Source organism: Priestia sp. YIM B13489 (assembly GCF_042787645.1).
Lineage (GTDB): Bacteria > Bacillota > Bacilli > Bacillales > Bacillaceae_H > Priestia > Priestia megaterium.
In genome coordinates, this window is record NZ_JBHZOQ010000053.1 from 4,108,913 (window position 1) to 4,128,716 (window position 19,804).

The window sequence follows — 19,804 nt, forward strand, 5'->3', positions numbered from 1 at the left end:
AAAAATCCGTACCAAAAGGCACGGATTTTTTATTAGCTTGCTTTTTTTACACGATTTGTAATGGTATCTTCTTTTGGTGATGTTTTACGAATAAAGAAGGCTAAAACAAACGCGATCACACTTAAAATCGTTGCAATCATAAACGCATCGTTAATACCCATTGCCGTACCTTGATTCACAGCTTCAGCCATACTGCCTTTATCTGTCGGCAAAATTTGCTGATTCGTGACGATGTTTTTCACGTGTTTTTCACCTTGATTCATCATAATAGATACAAAGAACGCCATTCCTACAGCTCCAGCAACCATTCGAAGCGTATTAACCATCGCTGTGCCGTATTTATTTAAGCTAAGCGCAAGCTCATTTAATCCTGCTGTAAAGATTGGCATCATGAGCAGCGACATACCAAACATACGAACAGTATAAACAATCATTACATACATAAATGTTGTTGTTGTTTCAAGTTTTGTTAGTTCATATGTTGTTACAACGGTAATCGCTAAACCAATAACAGCAAGCCATCTTGCGCCAAACTTATCAAACAGACGTCCTGTAATCGGAGACATAATCCCCATTACAATTCCCCCTGGCAGTAACAGCAAGCCTGAAAGAAACGGTGAAAAACCGCGTACGTTTTGCATATAAATCGGCATTAAAATCATACCTGAAAACATTGCCATTGTCACAATCACGTTAATGATTGTTGTTAATGTGAACATACGGTAACGGAAAATACGAAATTCAAGAAGCGGCTGATCGATTTTTAACTGACGGAAAATAAAGAACAGAATTGAAATACCGCCTACAATGAACATGGCTAATACTTCAGTGCTGGTCCAGCCCTTTGTACCGCCCGTAGCGAACGCATAAAGCAAGCCGCCAAATCCAATTGTTGACAAAATAACGCCAAGCACGTCTAGCTTAGGTCGGCTTGTTTCTGTCACGTTTTTCACTAAAATAATAGCCGCAATTACGTTAATAAGTGCAATTGGAAACATCATAAAGAATAAAACGCGCCATGAGTAGTGCTCAACTATTAAACCAGAAAGCGTCGGCCCTACTGCCGGTGCGAAGTTCATCGCTACACCAAAAATCCCCATCGCAAAACCGCGTCGGTCAGGCGGGAATAATGTAAAGATAACGTTGGTAATTAACGGAAATAAAATCCCTGCTCCTGCTGCTTGCACGACGCGTCCCACTAAAATAACGGAAAATGTCGGTGCAATACCGCAAAGCAGTGTTCCTACTGTAAACAGACTCATTGCTGTAATATACAGCTGCCTTGTAGTAAATCGATTCATTAAAAATGCTGTAATTGGAATAACAATTCCGTTTACTAACATAAAGATGGTTGTTAACCAGTTGCCCGTAGCCGCCGTTACATGGAAATGATCCATCATTTGCGGAAGCGCAATGTTAATCAGCGTTTGATTTAAAAAAGCGACGAGCGCTCCCATTATCATTACGCCAAAAATAGACCGAGTTCGGGCTTGATCGGACTGTGGTGTTTGTGTATTCATTTTAACAAGACCTTTCCCTTTAAAATTATCTGTATGTAAATCTTCAGATGACAAACAGGTTAAGAATATATTTTATGTGTTCATTCTATTAATTTATGTCACGAATATTTAATGAACTTAATTATATACCGGATAAATATATCCGTTTCCGAAATATTTGTCAACAAATATGATCATTTTCGTAAAACTTTTCCATCAGTATATATAAAGTAGCATGCCCTTTAATGAAGAAAAAAATGAGAGCCCTTCAACGAAGGCTCTCATTTCCTTAAGAAATACTTATTTTAAGATTTGAACTTTTACTGTTTTTCTTCCCCATTTTAACGCTTCTTTTTGAGAAGGAAGAAGAACGTCAATTTTATTTCCTTTAATTGCGCCGCCCGTATCAGCTGCGATTGCCGTGCCGTAACCCTCTACGTATACTTTTGAACCAAGCTTAATCACTTTTGGATCGACAGAAATCACTTTTTGATTTGGATTCTTTTTCAAGTCAATTCCAATCGCTGTTTTTCCGCTGCAGCCTTTGCAGTTCGCTGTGTACGCTGTTGCTGTTACTTTAAATTCTTTCACAACGTTTGAAGACTTCGCAGGCGCTGCTTTAGCAGGCGTGCTTGATTTTACTTGAGATACTTTTAATACTTGTTTCGGATGAATGCTGTCTGACTTTAAGTTATTCCACTGTTTCAGCTGACTAACCGATACTTTATATGTCTTTGCAATTTTGTATAGCGAATCTCCGCTTTTTACTGTATATGTATTTGTTGCAGCTGATGCACCACTTGCCACTCCGAACAGTGACATTAGAACTAAACTGAACGTAATCATTGCCTTTTTCATGTAATTGATTTCCCCTTTATCTACCAATACATAAAAAATAACACATGAATATTACAGTTATATTTCAGTATCATGTCAATAGTTTGATAGTTTAGTTACAGTAAAAATAAAGATTCTTCCTTTTAAACTAGTAAATTAATCACCTTCACTCTTCAAAAACATACATATTTAGGTATATGACGGTGCTTTTACACACATTTATACTGGATTATTTCATTTGTAACATTTCACTGGTTCTAGAGGCTTATACTTTATTTTATATTGGTTATTTAGAATATAGTTTATTTAAAATTAATAAATGCGTTAAAGGAGCTTAATATACATCACTTTTACACCGCTGTTGATTTCCGTGCAAGACTTCGCTTTCGGCGGGTGGCCGATGAGCCTCCTTGTCGCTTGCGCTCCTGCAGGGTCTCATCTATTCCACTATTTCCGCAGGAATCTTCGTCTTGCTCTCCAATTAACTGCTAGAAACGCATACATACATGATCGCCATAACAATAAAAAAATCCGAACGAGCTGGATTCTCCATCAAGAATCTCAATTCATCGTTCGGATCTTTCTTCAACTAAAATACTTTTATCATAGCCTTTTTATTTGAAATTAAAATGCCTGCATTCCTTGTTAATATGGCTGCCACTGAAGCATTTTAGCTGCCTCGAACCTTTTTTCTACATTGGGCCAGTAAACTATTTTCCACCAATTATCAACGTACGGATCACGTTCATTTTTGTACTGCAAATAATAGGCGTGTTCCCATACGTCTAATACGAGCAGCGGAATCGTATCCCACTGCGTGAGAAGCTGATGGCGCTCAGCCTGCAAGACTTCAAGCTTTCGCGAACGCGGCGACCATACTAAGATAGCCCAGCCCACACCTTCCACTTTTTTTGCAGCTTGAGAAAAATGCATCATAAATTTCTCATAGCTGCCAAAGTCTTTTTGAAGCTGCTGCAGCAGCTGTCGTTTCGGCCTCCCTCCTCCTTCTGGACTCATAATTTCCCAAAAGATTGTATGCAAGTAATGACCTGAGCCATGAAAAGAAGCTTCCCGTTCCCAATGTTTTATGAGGTCAAAATTGTTTGTGTTACGGGCTTGCTGCAGCATGAGCTCTGCTTTATTTAATCCATCTACATAGCTTTGATGATGCTTGCTGTGATGAAGACGCATAATTTCCCGGTTAATATACGGTTCAAGAGCTGAATAGCTATATCCAAGCGGCGGCAGCTCGTGCTGTCCTGGCGCTATCGATTCTCGCTCCCTGCCGTCGTCTCCAAGCCGCTCTTTTAAAACTTTATCAATATGCCGCACTGCATTATTGATTTCTTCTAACGTATATTCGTTGACATCTTCTTCGCTTAAATATTCAAGAACGTCTTCTTGCGTGCGCGTTATATATGACGTTATATCTACTTCTGTAATGGCTTCTTCAAATACAGGATCACATACTTGTTCAAGCCAGGTCTGAACTTCCATCAAGTATCTTTTTCTCTCATCTTGATCGGCCATACTTTCCCTCCTTACACCTCATCTTCACTATCATATTCAAAAGAAGAAGCAACATAACTTCCTACTTGTATCTATTGAGTTAGAAAATTCGACATAAAAAAGGCAAGAGTTCCTTTAAGCTTGAACTCTTGCCTTTTTTATTATATCTTCTTTGCCATATTTACATAATCAATCGTTTCTTGCTTGCTAACAGCCGCGTGCTTCAGCTTTGGATTATAATAGAGCTCGACTTTTATATTATTGATTTCACAGTCATCTGGCATATCCTGCAAATCCATTAAAAATGGCAGCAAGTGATTGTTCATATCGTATTCAAACGCCCCGTTTTGCAAGTAATACACCTTCGGCACATAGTTAATATGGCGAAAAAACTTCACTACGTTAATTCGCTCACCGTATAAGGCCATCACTTCATCTTCTGTCAAGTTCGGATAAGATAAATTAAACACTTGCCGAACCGGCGTTTTCAGCCACTTGGTCAAGCAAGTCTGCGGATTGTTGACAAGCGCTTTTGCTCCTTTCATGTACCCCGCTAAAAACATCGACATAAAGCCGCCGCCCGATGATCCGTAAAATAGCACATTAGACGAACTCACCTGTACTTTTTTCATGAACTTTTCAATTACAACCGCAATGTCTTTTAAATAAAAACGATCGCTTGTCCCTTGTCCCCACGCAAGCGACACTTTTCCTAAATAAAGCGTGGGGTCGTTGTAATAAATAATGGAATCTTGGAATTCATTCATCCACGAATGGCGCTGAAAATATGGAGGGCCTGCAGGCATTTCCTGACTTGCCCCTCCTCCTGAACCAAACACAAGCAAATGAGAAGACTCTTTTTTTAATCTCACTAAAAACTCAAACAGCACTCCGTTCCACTCAACCGCGACTAAAACGGGCTTATTAAACGGCAGCTGAAGTTCGTCCAGCTTCTCATACGTACTAGTTATTTTTTCATATTGATCAAGCAACAGCTCTGCAACCCACTTTCCTTAAAATGATCCGTCGTATGCGTCTGACATTGATCATGGCTCTGTAAAAAAAGAACCTGTTACAGTATATGAAAATCAGTGGACAAATGATTGTACACCTTATCAAAAAGAGGCCCTTACCTATATATCCTTCTAGGCTTCTGTCACGAAATACAACGCTTCACATACGATACAGCATCATAAAAATTCAAGGATCGGAGCTGAAGACCCTTGTCAACGTCTTATATGGATTACAATAACCCAAACGTACAATACTTTTCCGATTTGAACAAAAACAGACTTAATACGCGCAATGATGAAAACTATATTAACCGGCTAGGAAGAGATGTGCTAAATACTCTTGGAAACGTATCGTTACTCGATATTTACTTAAGCAAAAGCCGCGTGGTCGAACCGCACTATCATCAAAATGCCGCTGAGCTTGTTTACTGCATTTCAGGCTCAGCCGTCGTTTCATTAATCAATCCGTTTAACAACGAAGTCACAAATATTCCAATTACTCCCGGTCAAGTAGCCAATATCCCTCAAGGCTGGTGGCACTGGGAGATTGCGTCTGAAGACAATACGCATTTACTTGCCATTTTTGACGCCCCTTACCCGGAATACATTTTTGGATCGGACATTTTAAATAAGACGCCTATTGAAGTCCTTGCTCACACGTACTGCTTAGATCCGGAGCAACTAAAGAAAACGCTGGCTCCGTTAAAAAATCAAACCATCGTGATTGGACCAACAGGCGAATGCGGAGAAAAAGAACACTATAAAAAGGAAAAACAAGTTGGCCCAGCCTACTATCATACGTCTCCTTATATGTATCCTCCGCCTCAGAATCCCTACTATCACCCTCAAAGCCCCTATCACTATCGGTACTGGTAGAAACAAAAAAACCGCTGCCAACGCAACGGTTTTTTGTTGAATACATAACATTATTAGTCTGTATATGTACTATGAAAGGCTGCTTCAATATATGCAACTTGGAAATGATAATGTCCAATTAAATATTTCACAATATCCACTTGATCAATTTTGCCAGGCTTATCGACCATCGCTTCTTTCACCATTTTTTCAAATGTACCTTGATCAAACTGTTCTTCATGAACAACAATTGTCTCAGAGTACGTTTCATCTTGTCCTTCTGAAATGCGGTAGTAATACAATTTTTTCACCTCAATTTATCTTAAATATATGTATACCCCTAACTAATAACCTTCAAACATTTTTTCAACGTTCTTTTTCCGCTTTACGATAAGCCGCGGCTTTTACTTTTACAAGCAGCCTTGTAAACCAGTATGCTACTAGCGTTATTCCTATATCAATAAGAAAAATATAAAACAAACTCATTCCTTTTCCTGAATCAATAAACCCAAAATAGTCTTCAAGAGGCGCCAATCCAAATGAAAAAACAGCGCTCAACAGAATGGTATACAGATAGAAGCTCTTTTGATGATTCGTGCAATATTGATAAAGCAGGAGAAAACCTACTGGCAAAATAGAAGCTGTAATATTCGTTGCGTTTGGAAGCTGCGGCGTTAAGAAAAATGTGTGTGTTAAATAACCGGTTCTTCCCAGTGCAATATCCGTATATGCCCAAAGCACATGCACCGTATACCCAAAGAAAAACACCTCAAAGATCCGTGTTCGGTCTGCGGTAAAATACAACAACACAAGAGGAAGAACGAGCGAAGCAAGTACCACCCAAAACTGCCAGTTCCCAAAATCTGAATACTGATGCCAATACGAAGATAATAACTCCTGCAGCTTATCGCTTTGTTCATGTATGTTTCCCCAGTATTGTTTATAGCTCACTGAAGTACCCTCCTAGATAGAATCTCTGCTTATGTATGTACAAATAAGCTCCATTTTATACAGAGATTTATACAGAGAAACATGAGAAGTGGCCATTTATTGCTTGCGATCATCCAAATAGGTCACCGGAAGCTCACGTTCAATTACGTCTTCCGCTTTCCGATTAACAACATACGCTTTTGCTGTAGGTCTTGAGCTAAGTGATGCAGACAGCTTTTCGTCTTTAAAATGCAGCGCGACTCCGTCATCTACAGCGTAACCTTCTTTCATTTCCCCGCTTGCAATTAATTCATGATACGAGGGTCTTCGATTGCTTTCTCCGTCATAGTGAGGACAGTTGCTCCCCGTTAAAAACCCTAAACAATTTAGTTTAGACAGTTTGTTGTTCATTGAATCAGTGACACCTTCTTCAAACCAGCAAAGTGAACCTGCGCTTATTCCTGCCAAAATAATTCCTTTTTTATAAGCCGCTTTTAAAATCGTATCCAGTCCCCATTCTTTCCATAAAAGAAGCATATTCCTTGTATTACCGCCTCCTACATACAAAATATCCTGCTGCAGCACATATGCTTTTAAATTCATAAAGTTTTGAGAAAACAGCGATAAATGAGCCGGTTTGCATTCCAACTTCCCAAACGCTTCATAAAACCTTTCTATATAATTATCCGCATCTCCGCTTGCTGTAGGGATAAAGCAGATCTTCGGTACGTTCGTATGGGCTTGTGAAAGTATGTATTGATCCAGCAGCAAGTTATCCGGCTCCATTGAAAAGCCTCCGCCGCCCATGGCTATAATTTGTCTCATTTCAATTCTCCCTTTCAAAAAAGTGATATGAAAAATGGAAATTCATACTATTTTCAATAGATGGTTTTCCGTATAATGGAAGAGTAAAAAAAAGGTGGTGTAAAGCTTTTGAAAATAGTACGAACACTTTTACTAATACTAGGCATTTTTATTATCTTGTTTTGTACCTTTGGCTATATCGATTATAACGGTCAAAAAATGGAGCTAGGAGCCAAACAAGAAAAAAACATCCCATCTTCCATTAACACTGACGGAGGAACCATTACGCTATCTGCTGTCAGTAAAAAATACGATAAAACGCAGTTTGGCTTTTTTGTTATTCAAAACAATTCGACGCATACCTTAACGATTCCTTATGAAAATACGGCGGATCACTTAAAAGACGGAAAGTGGTACGAAGTTGTGCTAAACGGATTAGAGTTTCCTGATAAAAATGTCACGCTGAAGCCAGGGAAATCCTTCAAACAAGATATCGCAACTCCTAACTACAAAGTAGGAAAATATCGTTTTGTTCAACACTTTAAAGATGAAAACGGAAAAGAGTATGTGTTAGCGGCTCCTTTTGAAATTGTTTGGCCGAGTCTTAAGAACGTTCTCGGGCAGTTTGATTAAAGGTAAAAGAGAGAGTTAGAAATACCGAAATTCATCTCACCTAAAGACGAGCAAATCGGGTGAACGATTAGTATGAATTGTTTGTTACCCCGCTGTTGATTTCCGTGCAAGACTTCGCTTTCCGCGGGCGGCCGGTGAGCCTCCTCGTCGCTTCCGCTCCTGTGGGATCTCACCTGTTCCGCTTTTCCTGCAGGAGTCTCCGTCTTTCCCTCCAATCAACAGCTAGAAGCAGCTAACTACCTACTTGAAACCTACGTTCACCATTCCCATAAAAAAATCCGAACGATTACTCGTTCGAATCTTCCTTCAACTAACATACTTTTGTCCAGTCTCTTAACCTTTACCAAGCACCCAGCGGCTTTTGGTAAACATCGTATAACCAACCGCAAATAAAACAACTGTACAAACCGACAAGCTTCCTATTGTATAGGCAAGACTCTGCATGTCATAGACACCGTAGAGAAGCTGTTTCATAAGTGCAAATACGTTATAAATAGGAATTAAAAAGACATTGGACTGCAGCTCGTTTACGGATTTTCCCATCAGTAAAAAGCATGGCAGTATCGCTACTGTAACAATTTGCGATGTATAGCTTTGCGCTTCTTTAACCGAACTTGCTAAGAGACTAAAGATACAAAGAATTAGCCCTGCTAATAAGGCAAACAAAGTGATAGCCACTAGTAATGAAGCGCTAAAAGCAATGAGATGATTATTTAGATTCAAGGCATCATTTAACGTCACGGTAAAGTAGCGTACAAAAAGCACAAATGAAATAGTAGAAAGCACTCCGCTTAAGACCCCAAATGTAGAAATAGTAAACCACTTCCCTATTAGTAAATGTAGTCTTTTAATAGGAGCCATAAGTAGAGCTTCCATCGTTTTTCGCTCTTTTTCTCCTGCGAAAATATCATTAGCGGAAGGTACAATACCACCTAACACCCCTATAGCAATAATCATAGGAGCATAAATTGCCACCATAATTAATGAACTATTATCTTTATTTGAAAGGCTTTGTTCCTTGACATAGAAGGGCTGAATCGTTTGATCATTAATATTTAATTGTGTTAAACGTTCTTTTATAATGCCGTCCCTCTGTTTATTTAATATAGCTGTAACGTACTCTGTTGTACGTGAAGATTCTACGCTATCTGGACTTGTATAAATCATTACGTCCGGCGATTGCATATGGAGAATTTTATCAGAAAATTCCTTATCAACTTTTAAAGCTACTGATGCTTTGCCTTTTTCCACTGTTTGAAGTGGATCTTCGCTTTCCACAACTTGAAGGTTTCTATCTTTCTTTAACCATTCCACTACACTTGTATCTGAGCCTTTCTCAACAGCTATGGACATACCATCAGGTTGATTACTAGACATCATTCTATCTACAAAAAACAGCATCCCTACATTTAATAAAATCGGAATCAACACACTAAAGATAATCGTCTTTCGATCTCGCAAACAATCAATTAACTCTTTTTTATAAATATGCCAAATCATATTAAGCCCCCCTCACGATACGCGACATAAAGATATAGTTTAAATCTGTGCTTTCTTCTTCTTTATAAAGCTGTTCATTTGTTCCTTGATAAATCATTTTTCCTTTATGAATCATGATGATAGACTGACACAGCATCTCCACTTCTTCCATAATGTGACTGGAAAAAATAATCGTTTTTCCTTCTCTTTGCAGACTTTTAATAAGCTCACGAAACATGTTTGCTGATGTAATGTCTAATCCTGTAGTCGGCTCATCAAATAGGATAACGTCCGGGTTATGAAGAATAGTGCGTGCAATGGCTACTTTTTGACGCATTCCTTTTGAAAAGCCTCCGACGCGGCGATCCAAGTAGTCTTTCATTCCAAAACGTTTGGCCAGTTCCTCAATCCTTATCTTTGTTTCATGTTTGCTCATGCCATAAAACTTAGCAAAATAAGCTAAGTTTTCACGAGCGGTCAAACGGTCGTATAAGCCTGTTTCACCGCCAAAAAGCACGCCAATTCTTTGTTTTATTTTATCCGGCTGTTTATGAATGTTAATTCCGTGAATGAACATATTACCTTCCGATGGTTCAAGTACAGTCGACAGCATACGTAAAAGAGTTGTTTTCCCCGCACCATTTTCACCTAATAGCCCTACAATTTCTCCTTGTGAGATGGTTACATGAATATCTTGAACAGCTGCAATTGTTTGCTTTTTTTCTTTAAAATATTTCGTAACACCTTTGATTTCAATCATATCCGCTCTCCCCTTTTACTGTGATTGACTATATCTTAGCTTATTTTTCATACAGCATCTTCCATCTTGTCATAAAGAGGGTTTTTTATGTCGCGAAACGTCCTTTTCATCTTGTAAATCATGGTAAAATAGTGTGGTAATATCCAATAGAACGAAACAAAGAGGGTTTTTATTTATGAAAGTAGGATTAGTGGACGATCATTCATATGATTTAGAGAAATTGAGGATTTCTTTAGAAAGAGAAGATGATATAGACATCCTTTTTTCGACTAGCAGCGCGGAGGAAGCTTATAACGAAATTAAAAAAAATGAAATTGATTTATTAATTACAGATATTGAAATGCCAAAGCTATCAGGTTATGAGCTTGCAGACTTTATCAATGCTTACGCACTTGATATTCAAGTCATCTTTGTCACTGGGCACAGCGGCTTTGCCGTTCATGCATTTGAACTCAACGTTTTAGACTACATTATGAAGCCTTATTCTAAAGAGCGTCTGTTAAAAGGCATTCAGCGTTTTCATCAAAAAAAACAATCAACTGACACAAGAGATAAGCTTATTTTAAAACAAAAAACCGAAATGCAAGTGCTGAACAAACAAGATATTATATTTGCAGAACGAACAGGTCGCTCTACCACAATCATAACGACAAATGGAGAATTTAGTACCTATCAATCATTAAACGAAATTGAAAAAGAATTAACAGCGAGTCATTTTCTAAGGTCTCATCGAGCTTTTATTATCAACATTTCCTATATTCAAAATTTCTCCCTGTATACTAAGCACTCCTACTCAGTGATGTTTCAAAGCACCGAAAAAACAGCTTTAATCACGAAAACAAATTTAGACATCTTGCAAAAAGAATACTTTTAAAGGAGGGACTATCTAAAATGAAACTATTTTACACACTAGTTTTACTAACTGTTTTCGTGCTCCTCTTTTTTAAAGACCTGCCTGTTAGTTTACATCTCCTACTTAGTTCTTTTATAATTGGTTCATTTTTTATATGGAGAAAGAAATATCAAACGGCTCCTTCACTAACTATAAAAAAAGCAATCGTACTGACGTCTTTTTTCCTGCTTTTATTTAGCCTATCTTCACCTTTTAGCATTGCCCTAACCGTTATCGCAATGATTGGTTACATGACCGACATGTTTTTCTCTTATCAACAATACATATTCGTAACCAACCGGGAAAGCAGTGCTTCACGTGAAATTCAAAAAAACAATGAGCTTTTTCAAGCGTTAAGGGCTGAAAGACATGATTTTATTAAACATGTCAGTGCCGTATCCTATCTTCTAGAAACAAATCAAAGACAGCAGGCACAAGAGTATATTCAAGATTACGTTGAAGCTTTGAATGATACCCATTCATATATTCAAGGTGAACATTCGCACGTTGCTTCTGTTGTACATCAAAGCAAGAATCAAGCACATACGTGGGGAATACATATGAATGTTCAATTAGATTCACCGTTATCACAGCTGCCTTTAAAGCACCTTGACCAAATGAATCTCATCATGAATTTACTGCATAATGCTTTAGAAGCCGCTCATTCTTCTGAGAAAAAAGAGATAACCGTTTCGAGTATGATCCGAAGCGGCATTTACATTTTAGAAGTCAGCAATTCTACCGCTCCTTTATCACGAGAGCGTCAAGATCACTTGTTTACTTCTTTTCATGTTACAGAAAAGAAAGAACGCCACGAAGGCCTTGGCACGTGGATTATTTCTGAACTTGTTTCCAACTACCACGGACGCTTGGAATATACGTATAACGATTTAACCCTTTCCATTAAAATAAAATTTCCAATAGTCGTTGCCTCAAAACAAACAACATAGCCGCTGCAGCCCAAGCGGCTTTTTTTCGTATGAGCCTCTTCTATACGCACACACTATAAAAAGCACCGAAAAAAAGAAATATTTCACACTTGTTTTAGCTCTTTTATCGTAACTTTTTTAGTTTTTGATTTTTTATATGCAAATCTATTGCATTTCAAGTAAAAAACGAATATTATATATCATGTTGCTTTTAATGTTCGTTATTTTTGGAGGTTACTTATGTTTAAGTTAAAAGAATATAACACGGATGCTAAAACGGAGATTTTAGCTGGTATTACAACGTTTTTAACCATGATTTATATCGTCATTGTGAACCCAGTTATTTTGTCCAGCGCCGGCGTTCCTTTTGATCAAGTTTTTACAGCTACTATTATTTCAGCGGTGGTAGCTACGCTATGGATGGCTCTTGCAGCTAACTACCCAATTGCTATTGCTCCCGGTATGGGAATGAACGCATACTTTGCTGCTTTAGTTGTTGGTTCAAATGGAAGTATCGACTATGCTACTGCTTTTTCAGCTGTATTCGTAGCGGGTATTATCTTTATCATCCTATCGTTAACATCGTTTCGTGAAAAATTAATTGAAGCTATTCCAAACAATTTAAAGCACGCGATTAGTGCTGGTATCGGTTTATTTATTGCTTTTATCGGGCTTCGTTCAGCCGGTATTATTGTTGCAAATAAGTCAAATTTAATTGGACTTGGTGATTTGCAGTCTGAAAAAGTAGTTTTAACACTGATTGGACTTGCGATTACAATCATTTTATATACGCTAAATGTAAACGGCGCTTTATTCTTCGGTATGATTATTACGGGGTTAATTGCTTTCTTTAGAGGACAGCTTTCATTTGATAAAGGTTTGTTTGCTTCTCCTCACCTTCCAGACGGCTTAATGATTTCAAATCCTTTTGCTGCTTTTGGAGATGTTATTCATCATGATCTGTACACAGTTGTTTTTTCTTTCTTACTTGTTACAATTTTTGATACAACAGGTACAATGGTAGGAGTAGCTCAACAGGCCGGTCTTATGAAAGGTAATAAGATGCCTCGCGTACGTCAAGCATTGCTTGCTGACTCATTTGGTACAACGATTGGAGCTTTATTTGGTACAAGCCCAACAACGGCTTACGTTGAATCTTCATCTGGTGTAGCAGCAGGCGGACGTACAGGTCTAACAGGTGTGACGGTAGCCATTTTATTTATTGTTGCAGCGTTCTTTAGTCCGGTTGTAAGCTCGGTTTCTGGCGTAGCAGCTATTACTTCACCTGCATTAATTATTGTCGGAAGCTTGATGATGGGTGCTGTAGCTAAAATTAATTGGAATGACTTTGATGAAGCGTTCCCTGCCTTTTTAGTTGTTCTAGCGATGCCTCTTACATCAAGTATTGCAACAGGAATTGCGCTAGGCTTCATTTCTTATCCGTTAATGAAGCTGGTAAAAGGAAAAGGCAAACAAGTCCATCCACTTGTGTATGTCTTTGCTGTTTTATTTCTCTATCAGCTCATCTTTTTACCGCATTAAAAAAGCTTGGAGATTCGTCTCCAAGCTTTTTTTATTGAAAGTGATTGTTATTTTCTTTTGTTTGATAAAGATAATTTTCCACATAGATTTGTTCTGCATCAGAAGCATTCTTTATTCCTTCTTCTGGGTCTAATTCGATACTTCTCTTCTTAGCTATATAATCCACTAGCGCCCCAAACCCTAAAAGACCGCCTATGATCCCAGCAAATACAATCCATATTGGCAATCGCTTCACGTCCCTTTTCTTTTAATTGTATCATCCTCAGCAAAACAGGTAAATATTAACATAGTTATCCATTTGTAAATAAAACGCTTTTTACCAAATATACGTAAAAAACTTCTTTGTATTTGGTATACTAAACTCACGGCATGTTCTACAGAGAAAGGGGCTTAATTGCATATGAACAAACAGCTTGGAACGTTAATGTTTGTTATTTTTATGGTATTTGTCGGCTTTGGAGTGATCATCCCCATCGTACCTGAAGTTATTCGTGCCACGGGTGCAAGCACGGTCAATTTAGGAATACTAATGGCTAGCTATTCGATCGCATCTTTTATTACCGCACCTTTTTGGGGGAAGCTTTCCGATATAAAAGGCCGGCGTCCCATCTTACTTTGGGGCTTACTCGGCTTTAGCGCAAGCTTTTTTCTTTTCTCGGTGGCAGAAAACTCTCTGACTTTAATGTATACGTCGCGCATCATCGGAGGTTTGTTCGCAGGAGCTGTTATTCCTTGTGCTTTTGCATATGCTTCTGATAGTACAGATGAAGAAAACCGAACGAAAGCAATGGGACTGTTAGGAATGTCGATTGGCTTAGGCTTTATTTTTGGACCGGCATTAGGCGGCGTCCTTTCATCTTTCGGCTTGTTTGTTCCCTTCGTTATCTCTGGTATCTTGTCACTGATTATGACAGCGTTCTCATTCTTTACGTTAAAAGAATCTTTACGAAAAGAATCTGCTGATAAAGTACAGACATCGAGATGGCATGACTTCACGTCAGATTTTCAAGGAGCTATGAAGTATTTATATGTTCTTTCATTTTTAGCGACTTTTACGCTCGCTGGTTTAGAAGCTACTTTTCAATTTTTTCAAATAGCGAAAATTAATGCTACTCCTACGACAATCGGATGGATGTTTATGGCGAGCGGTTTAACTCAAGCGCTGATTCAAGGCGGTGTGCTGCAGCGATTTAAAAAAGGAAATGAAAAAAAGCTGATGGCCATTGGCTTATTGGTTTCAGCAATAGGATTTACGTCTATTTTGTTATCTTCTAGTGCCGTTAATGCTACCTTATTTTTGTGCATATTTACAGCAGGAAATGCCCTTATTCGTCCTTGTGTCCTCTCATTAATTACAATGAGAACCAAAGTAGGATATGGCTCTGCTTCGGGGCTAACCGCCTCAATGGATAGCTTAGGGCGTATTTTTGGTCCTCTGCTTGGTGCATTTGCCTTTAAACTCAATATGACGCTGCCCTTTATTATCGGAGCTGTTGTCACTTTAGCTGCTTTACTGCTGATTCAGCGTCATACAGCTCTAGATTATTCTGAGCAAACACTCTCATCGTAGAGGCCGGGACAACATTATTTTAGTCGAAAGAAGATCCGAACGGTGAATCGAGATTCTTGATGGAGAATCCAGCGCGTTCGGATTTTTTTATTGTTATGAGTATTCTAGCTGTGTTGATTGGAGAGCAAGACGGAGACTACTGAGGAATAGAGGAAGAGATGAGACCCGGCAGGAGCGCAAGCGACGAGAAGGCTCAGCGGCCGCCCGCGGAAAGCGAAGTCTTGCACGGAAATCAACAGTCGATTCCTACTAGCTCATGTAGCTCATTTGTTGGTCTTTAGATTAATTTAGCGACGGATCAATCTCTTTTCATCGTTACTAACACAAGGTTATCAGCAGCTGCAGTGTGTTTTATAATTGAAAACTGATGCGCTTTGTACAGCTTAATCGCAGGTGTATTTTTTTCGGCTGTAGACACCATACATTCACATTCAGAATATCTTTGAAGTACATGTGTTAAAAGACGGCTTCCGATTCCTTTTCGAAAGTAACGAGGACGCACAACGAGGCGGCAAATCGTTAATCGCTCATTTTCTTTTTCAAACGACAGCACTCCTGCTAGCTTACCTTCAATCATTTCTCCGATAAACACTTCCTTGCTTTTCATAATATCTTCTTTGCTTTCTGTAAGCTGAGGAATATCTGAAAAACCAATGAGCCTTGCTTCTTCTTGATAAGCTTCTACTTGCACAGCTACTATTTGAAGAGAAATATCCACTCTTTGATGTTCGAGGATTTGAAGCATGAAAACCACTCCATTTCTTTCACAAATTTAGACAAATTCCATGTTTTCACTATATCCAAACGCCTTCCTTGTACATATTGTATTATGTACCGAATTAGCCAGGAGGTGTTTATATGCATATCACTGCTGAAAGAATTAGAGAAGCAACAGAAGCGATTGCTTCTACTGAGCTTGAAACGTTTATGTACCAAGAGCCAACTGCTCTTCACAGACGCTCTCGTCGTCGTTCTACTCGCCGCACTACTCGCCGCACTACTCGCCGCACTACTCGCCGTTCTACTCGCCGTTCTACTCGCCGTTCTACTCGCCGTTCTACTCGTCGTTCTACTCGCCGTTCTACTCGTCGTTCTACTCGCCGTTCTACTCGTCGTTCTAGCCGTCGCCGCTGTCGCTGCGGTTCACCTTGCTGCTCATACCCATGGTTTAATAAATCATTTGGCTGCTGCTTTAAAGGGCATGGCTGTCGTCGCTAAATAAATCTAAAGCAAGTCGAGTTTAAAACATACGCGGCTTGCTTTTTTTAAGATTTTTATTTTACATAATCATTCGTTTTACTCTTCTTGAAAAGGAAAACAACGTATAATAATGGGAAAGAATCTCTCTTAAAAGGAGGCCTATCCATGCACTTATCTTTTGATCATCTTGTTCATTTTTCACCTGATCCTATTAAAGCTCAGAAAGAACTAAACGAATACGGAATAAATGTCATTAAAGGCGGCATCCATGAAAAATGGGGCACTTTTAACACCTTGGCTTATTTTAACCTCAGCTATATTGAATGGCTTGGGCTTAGAGATATCGCGTTAGCTCAAAACGTTACAGATAATGACCTTATTCAGCAGCTTGTTAACGAACATACACCGCTTGGTCATTTTGGCCGATTTGCACTTCGTACAGATGATATGGATTTGCTGATAAAAGAGCTGGAAAGCAAGAACGTCACTGTAAAAGGTCCTGTAGCGGGTTCTCGCCAAACCAATGATGGAGAAAGACTTCAATGGAAAATGTGTTTTATTGAAGCTGACCACGATTCCCTGCCTCTTCCTTTTTTTATTGAATGGGGTGAACCAGAAGAAAAACGCAAGCCAAAGCTAGCGGATCTTTCTTCCCACCAAGCTGGTCAGCTGCAGCTAAAAAATATTTACTGTGCTGTACATAACCTCGAAGAATCCATCAGCAAGTGGACGAAACTGCTGGACGTTCAGTCTGGCGAAAGCTACAAAGACTCTTTACTTGATGCACGTTGTCAAAAACTATATGTCAATGGAGGAAACCTTATTTTTTGCAGCGGAACACAAGGTGTTGTCCATGATACATTAAAAAAAGTTGGAGAACGTCCATTTTTGGTTGAATTGGATCACGCTCTAACACCGCAACAAATTACCGTACAAGGAGCTTCTTTTAAATTCAACAAATAAACATCAGCGGACGGATGTTTATTTGTGTGCTTCTTTTATAGCTTGATAAATGAAATGAGGCAAAATTTCAAAGGAATACTGAACGTCTAATCTTTCGGTCCATTGATGCGCATCTCTTCCCAGCGGTCCAATGTTCAGCACCGGCATCTTCAGCTCCTCTAGCTCTTCTAGCGGGATATGATACCCTTTATTCCATAGGGGCATATTGGCTACTAACGTGTTAAATGTATGAAGCGGATGCTGCAGGCTGGCATAGCTTAAATCCGAAATTCCGCCAAAATAACTTTGTTCAACTAGCTCCAATTGGAATTGCTCTTTGGCAGTTGCCCGTACGTTTGACAAAATCTCTTGTACAAACGGATCATCATGTGAACAAACGGCCGGATAAAAAGGCGGCGTAAAAAATAAGACCATCATCGGAGCTGCTTCTTTACATAAACCAGCTAAAGAGTTTACTAATTTAATGGTTTTATTTCTGTCATCCTCCTCTTGTGCCAAAAGTGCTGCTTCCATTTCGTGCACATATTTTTCTCCGTGCTGTTTGACTGCATGAGTATAAAGTTCTTCATACGTCCATACGTTCACGTCAAGAGATGAACCCTCCATTCCCTCAGCGTACTGCCTAGCGGCTTTATTATAATGTTTTTTTACATTCAAAGCTGCTTTTTCAGCCGATTTCAACAGCAGATCTGTTACTTCTTTAAGAGAGCGGTTTAACATAAATAAATTAAATAATACAACGGCAGAGTGCGGAATTTGAACTGAATACTCTTCTTTTAAATCTTTTTGTATCAGCACCGTAGGAGGTGGACTCGTTTCATCTCTTACTTTTTCGCAAAAATCAACGTTTAATTCTATTTCTTTTGTTAAATAAGAAGCTAGTAAATTAGCATTTAAACCAGCTAGCGGTTCCCCTACATGAGTTTCTTTTCCATAACACAAAAAGCTTGGCATGATTTTTCCAATCGATCCTGAGTACACATAGTTCGTTTGATCTCCAGGATAGCGGCTGAACACCGGTTCTGCATTTAGCATGAGAGAAAAATCCAGCTGATGTTTGCGGGCAAGTTCTAAAAGAACAGGCACTGCTTTTCTCATCCCAAGCGAATTTACTTCTTCATCCGGTACCGACAGCAGCAGGATGTTTCCGTCAAACTCTCCGTTGCATGCTCGTTCAACCATACTGATATGCAGGGCAATGCCTGCTTTCATGTCCATCGTTCCTCGGCCAAAAAGCCAGTCTCCTTTTATCATATCTTTTTGTACGTGCGCCGGAACTTGTTCCATATGGTTATAAAAAGTACGTGTTAATGTATCAGCGTGAAAAGCATCCTTTTTCCACTGTCCATAATCTTGTACATCCACTACATCGTAATGACTTACTAGTACAACTGTTTTGTTCGTATTTTTCCCTTGAACAAAAGCTGTAACAATCGATCGCCCGTCTCCTGTTGAATGAAGCTCGACTTGCTCATTTTTTTGAAAGTAAGGCAGCTTCAATAAATATGATGCTATCGATTCAGCCATTTCCACTTCTGCCATCGTTCCTGTCACGCTAGGTATAGAAACCAATTCGCTTACAAGTTTTTTTAACTGTTCTTTTGTTTGATACAAAGATGTTTTGTTCGACATACCCTTCATCTCTTTCCTTTTTCTAAATTTTCTATCAAACAAAACCATTCGTCAATCCCTTTGACAGAGACCCTTTCATCCTATCCCTATGTATCATAGTATGGCGCTGTCTTTACGCACATGATAAAAAAAGAGTGCGCGGCTAGGGATAGCACCGCACACTCTTTTTTTACTTTTGGTCATCTTCTAAAAAGTCTAGGATACGATCAATAAGCTGTTCGCTTCCTGCATCGTTTCCGTGTTCAAGAGACATTTCCATTTCAATGCTCCTTTCATAAAATATTCTTGTTTTATAACATACCACAATTCATTTCGAATGTAACCTTTAATTTGTGTAAAAATTTCGACAATTTATGATTAATTTTAAAACCTAGCGAGTATTGATTATACCCACCAGATTCTTTGCTTGTCAAAAACCATGCTTTCTATTTAAAAACACTTAAAAAATAGAGGCGCGAGCAGACTTCTTCTATAAAAGACAGCCTACTCGCTCAAGCTTGGAACAGCATGATGAATAAATTTCTAGTTCATTTGCTTTTTGTATATCTTTAATATCTATGCCTACAGCATATGTACGAACATGGTTTTCGACCACAATTTCATAAAATGTTTCTAACTCACGATAAGCTACTTGATAATGCTTTCCTAATAATTTCACTGCTTCCTTTAATGCTTTCTCTCCTGTATGTGCTGCAACTGCTGTATGACTCATAAAACCCTCTCCTTTTAGAAAAATAAAAAAAACTCATTTTGCTTT

The 19,804-nt window shown here is 38.8% G+C and carries 21 protein-coding genes; 8 read left to right on the forward strand and 13 right to left on the reverse strand.

The genetic code is table 11. The annotated features are described in order from the left end of the window. Positions 1-32 precede the first annotated feature (32 nt). The 4 genes from ACFX4W_RS27105 to ACFX4W_RS27120 form a co-directional block, all read right to left on the reverse strand. Positions 33-1,520, reverse strand: coding sequence for a DHA2 family efflux MFS transporter permease subunit (locus ACFX4W_RS27105; protein ID WP_237075001.1), 1,488 nt, complete (start codon positions 1,518-1,520; stop codon positions 33-35). 279 nt (positions 1,521-1,799) lie between these two features. Next, the gene (locus ACFX4W_RS27110) at positions 1,800-2,357 is read right to left on the reverse strand and encodes a 3D domain-containing protein (protein ID WP_162214390.1); all 558 of its coding nucleotides are present in this window, start codon (positions 2,355-2,357) and stop codon (positions 1,800-1,802) included. Positions 2,358-2,981: 624 nt separating this feature from the next. Next, positions 2,982-3,866, reverse strand: coding sequence for a superoxide dismutase (locus ACFX4W_RS27115; RefSeq protein ID WP_028408223.1), 885 nt, complete (start codon positions 3,864-3,866; stop codon positions 2,982-2,984). A gap of 140 nt (positions 3,867-4,006) precedes the next feature. After that, a complete protein-coding gene (locus tag ACFX4W_RS27120) occupies positions 4,007-4,837 on the reverse strand; it encodes a hypothetical protein (RefSeq protein WP_043983033.1) in 831 nt (276 codons plus the stop codon). A 231-nt stretch (positions 4,838-5,068) separates the two neighbouring features. On the opposite strand from ACFX4W_RS27120, the gene ACFX4W_RS27125 reads away from it, so the two are divergent. Next, positions 5,069-5,734, forward strand: coding sequence for a cupin domain-containing protein (locus ACFX4W_RS27125; protein ID WP_043983035.1), 666 nt, complete (start codon positions 5,069-5,071; stop codon positions 5,732-5,734). A 53-nt stretch (positions 5,735-5,787) separates the two neighbouring features. Here the strand turns inward: ACFX4W_RS27125 and ACFX4W_RS27130 are convergent, their stop codons facing one another. The 3 genes from ACFX4W_RS27130 to ACFX4W_RS27140 form a co-directional block, all read right to left on the reverse strand. Then, entirely contained in the window at positions 5,788-6,024 is a 237-nt protein-coding gene (locus tag ACFX4W_RS27130; RefSeq protein WP_224357852.1) for a hypothetical protein, read from the reverse strand. 55 nt (positions 6,025-6,079) lie between these two features. Then, the gene (locus tag ACFX4W_RS27135) at positions 6,080-6,664 is read right to left on the reverse strand and encodes a hypothetical protein (RefSeq protein ID WP_043983041.1); all 585 of its coding nucleotides are present in this window, start codon (positions 6,662-6,664) and stop codon (positions 6,080-6,082) included. A gap of 96 nt (positions 6,665-6,760) precedes the next feature. Continuing rightward, positions 6,761-7,468 (reverse strand): Type 1 glutamine amidotransferase-like domain-containing protein, encoded by a 708-nt coding sequence (locus ACFX4W_RS27140; RefSeq protein WP_377560339.1) that lies wholly within the window; start codon positions 7,466-7,468, stop codon positions 6,761-6,763. 108 nt (positions 7,469-7,576) lie between these two features. Between ACFX4W_RS27140 and ACFX4W_RS27145 the strand changes: the two genes are divergently transcribed. Then, positions 7,577-8,080 (forward strand): immunoglobulin-like domain-containing protein, encoded by a 504-nt coding sequence (locus tag ACFX4W_RS27145; protein ID WP_377560341.1) that lies wholly within the window; start codon positions 7,577-7,579, stop codon positions 8,078-8,080. A 333-nt stretch (positions 8,081-8,413) separates the two neighbouring features. Here ACFX4W_RS27145 and ACFX4W_RS27150 read toward each other — a convergent pair whose 3' ends face one another. Both ACFX4W_RS27150 and ACFX4W_RS27155 read right to left on the reverse strand, forming a co-directional pair. Beyond that, positions 8,414-9,580, reverse strand: a complete 1,167-nt coding sequence (locus ACFX4W_RS27150; RefSeq protein ID WP_280559246.1) for an ABC transporter permease — start codon at positions 9,578-9,580, stop codon at positions 8,414-8,416. Between the two features lies 1 nt (position 9,581). Further along, positions 9,582-10,319, reverse strand: a complete 738-nt coding sequence (locus ACFX4W_RS27155; protein WP_028407859.1) for an ABC transporter ATP-binding protein — start codon at positions 10,317-10,319, stop codon at positions 9,582-9,584. Between the two features lie 175 nt (positions 10,320-10,494). Between ACFX4W_RS27155 and ACFX4W_RS27160 the strand changes: the two genes are divergently transcribed. The 3 genes from ACFX4W_RS27160 to ACFX4W_RS27170 all read left to right on the forward strand — a co-directional run bounded on the left by ACFX4W_RS27160 (position 10,495) and on the right by ACFX4W_RS27170 (position 13,682). Beyond that, positions 10,495-11,193, forward strand: coding sequence for a LytR/AlgR family response regulator transcription factor (locus tag ACFX4W_RS27160; RefSeq protein WP_016763353.1), 699 nt, complete (start codon positions 10,495-10,497; stop codon positions 11,191-11,193). A 17-nt stretch (positions 11,194-11,210) separates the two neighbouring features. After that, positions 11,211-12,161, forward strand: coding sequence for a sensor histidine kinase (locus ACFX4W_RS27165; RefSeq protein WP_043979723.1), 951 nt, complete (start codon positions 11,211-11,213; stop codon positions 12,159-12,161). Between the two features lie 219 nt (positions 12,162-12,380). Beyond that, complete coding sequence (locus ACFX4W_RS27170) at positions 12,381-13,682, forward strand: NCS2 family permease (protein WP_013055916.1); 1,302 nt, start codon at positions 12,381-12,383, stop codon at positions 13,680-13,682. A gap of 31 nt (positions 13,683-13,713) precedes the next feature. On the opposite strand, the gene ACFX4W_RS27175 is transcribed toward ACFX4W_RS27170, so the two are convergent. Beyond that, complete coding sequence (locus ACFX4W_RS27175) at positions 13,714-13,908, reverse strand: hypothetical protein (RefSeq protein WP_013082184.1); 195 nt, start codon at positions 13,906-13,908, stop codon at positions 13,714-13,716. 174 nt (positions 13,909-14,082) lie between these two features. On the opposite strand from ACFX4W_RS27175, the gene ACFX4W_RS27180 reads away from it, so the two are divergent. Next, positions 14,083-15,252, forward strand: a complete 1,170-nt coding sequence (locus tag ACFX4W_RS27180; protein WP_013082183.1) for an MFS transporter — start codon at positions 14,083-14,085, stop codon at positions 15,250-15,252. 298 nt (positions 15,253-15,550) lie between these two features. On the opposite strand, the gene ACFX4W_RS27185 is transcribed toward ACFX4W_RS27180, so the two are convergent. Further along, on the reverse strand, positions 15,551-15,997 hold the full coding sequence (locus ACFX4W_RS27185; protein ID WP_043979725.1) for a GNAT family N-acetyltransferase: 447 nt from the start codon (positions 15,995-15,997) through the stop codon (positions 15,551-15,553). A 113-nt stretch (positions 15,998-16,110) separates the two neighbouring features. Here ACFX4W_RS27185 and ACFX4W_RS27190 point away from each other — a divergent pair, with 113 nt between their 5' ends. Both ACFX4W_RS27190 and ACFX4W_RS27195 read left to right on the forward strand, forming a co-directional pair. After that, a complete protein-coding gene (locus tag ACFX4W_RS27190) occupies positions 16,111-16,470 on the forward strand; it encodes a CotG/ExsB N-terminal domain-containing protein (protein ID WP_377560344.1) in 360 nt (119 codons plus the stop codon). A 147-nt stretch (positions 16,471-16,617) separates the two neighbouring features. Beyond that, positions 16,618-17,415, forward strand: coding sequence for a VOC family protein (locus tag ACFX4W_RS27195; RefSeq protein ID WP_043979727.1), 798 nt, complete (start codon positions 16,618-16,620; stop codon positions 17,413-17,415). A gap of 18 nt (positions 17,416-17,433) precedes the next feature. On the opposite strand, the gene ACFX4W_RS27200 is transcribed toward ACFX4W_RS27195, so the two are convergent. Both ACFX4W_RS27200 and ACFX4W_RS27205 read right to left on the reverse strand, forming a co-directional pair. Beyond that, the gene (locus ACFX4W_RS27200) at positions 17,434-19,047 is read right to left on the reverse strand and encodes a M20/M25/M40 family metallo-hydrolase (protein ID WP_280559239.1); all 1,614 of its coding nucleotides are present in this window, start codon (positions 19,045-19,047) and stop codon (positions 17,434-17,436) included. 469 nt (positions 19,048-19,516) lie between these two features. Beyond that, entirely contained in the window at positions 19,517-19,759 is a 243-nt protein-coding gene (locus ACFX4W_RS27205; protein ID WP_013082177.1) for a hypothetical protein, read from the reverse strand. Positions 19,760-19,804 lie beyond the last annotated feature (45 nt).

What these genes read in the sequence shown, in the direction of transcription:
- ACFX4W_RS27105 (WP_237075001.1), bottom strand. Translation starts at nt 1,520, where the DNA reads ATGAATACACAAACACCACAGTCCGATCAAGCCCGAACTCGGTCTATT.
- ACFX4W_RS27205 (WP_013082177.1), bottom strand. Translation starts at nt 19,759, where the DNA reads ATGAGTCATACAGCAGTTGCAGCACATACAGGAGAGAAAGCATTAAAG.
- ACFX4W_RS27110 (WP_162214390.1), bottom strand. Translation starts at nt 2,357, where the DNA reads ATGAAAAAGGCAATGATTACGTTCAGTTTAGTTCTAATGTCACTGTTC.
- ACFX4W_RS27170 (WP_013055916.1), top strand. Translation starts at nt 12,381, where the DNA reads ATGTTTAAGTTAAAAGAATATAACACGGATGCTAAAACGGAGATTTTA.
- ACFX4W_RS27150 (WP_280559246.1), bottom strand. Translation starts at nt 9,580, where the DNA reads ATGATTTGGCATATTTATAAAAAAGAGTTAATTGATTGTTTGCGAGAT.
- ACFX4W_RS27115 (WP_028408223.1), bottom strand. Translation starts at nt 3,866, where the DNA reads ATGGCCGATCAAGATGAGAGAAAAAGATACTTGATGGAAGTTCAGACC.
- ACFX4W_RS27185 (WP_043979725.1), bottom strand. Translation starts at nt 15,997, where the DNA reads ATGCTTCAAATCCTCGAACATCAAAGAGTGGATATTTCTCTTCAAATA.
- ACFX4W_RS27165 (WP_043979723.1), top strand. Translation starts at nt 11,211, where the DNA reads ATGAAACTATTTTACACACTAGTTTTACTAACTGTTTTCGTGCTCCTC.
- ACFX4W_RS27190 (WP_377560344.1), top strand. Translation starts at nt 16,111, where the DNA reads ATGCATATCACTGCTGAAAGAATTAGAGAAGCAACAGAAGCGATTGCT.
- ACFX4W_RS27195 (WP_043979727.1), top strand. Translation starts at nt 16,618, where the DNA reads ATGCACTTATCTTTTGATCATCTTGTTCATTTTTCACCTGATCCTATT.
- ACFX4W_RS27155 (WP_028407859.1), bottom strand. Translation starts at nt 10,319, where the DNA reads ATGATTGAAATCAAAGGTGTTACGAAATATTTTAAAGAAAAAAAGCAA.
- ACFX4W_RS27140 (WP_377560339.1), bottom strand. Translation starts at nt 7,468, where the DNA reads ATGAGACAAATTATAGCCATGGGCGGCGGAGGCTTTTCAATGGAGCCG.
- ACFX4W_RS27180 (WP_013082183.1), top strand. Translation starts at nt 14,083, where the DNA reads ATGAACAAACAGCTTGGAACGTTAATGTTTGTTATTTTTATGGTATTT.
- ACFX4W_RS27200 (WP_280559239.1), bottom strand. Translation starts at nt 19,047, where the DNA reads ATGTCGAACAAAACATCTTTGTATCAAACAAAAGAACAGTTAAAAAAA.
- ACFX4W_RS27160 (WP_016763353.1), top strand. Translation starts at nt 10,495, where the DNA reads ATGAAAGTAGGATTAGTGGACGATCATTCATATGATTTAGAGAAATTG.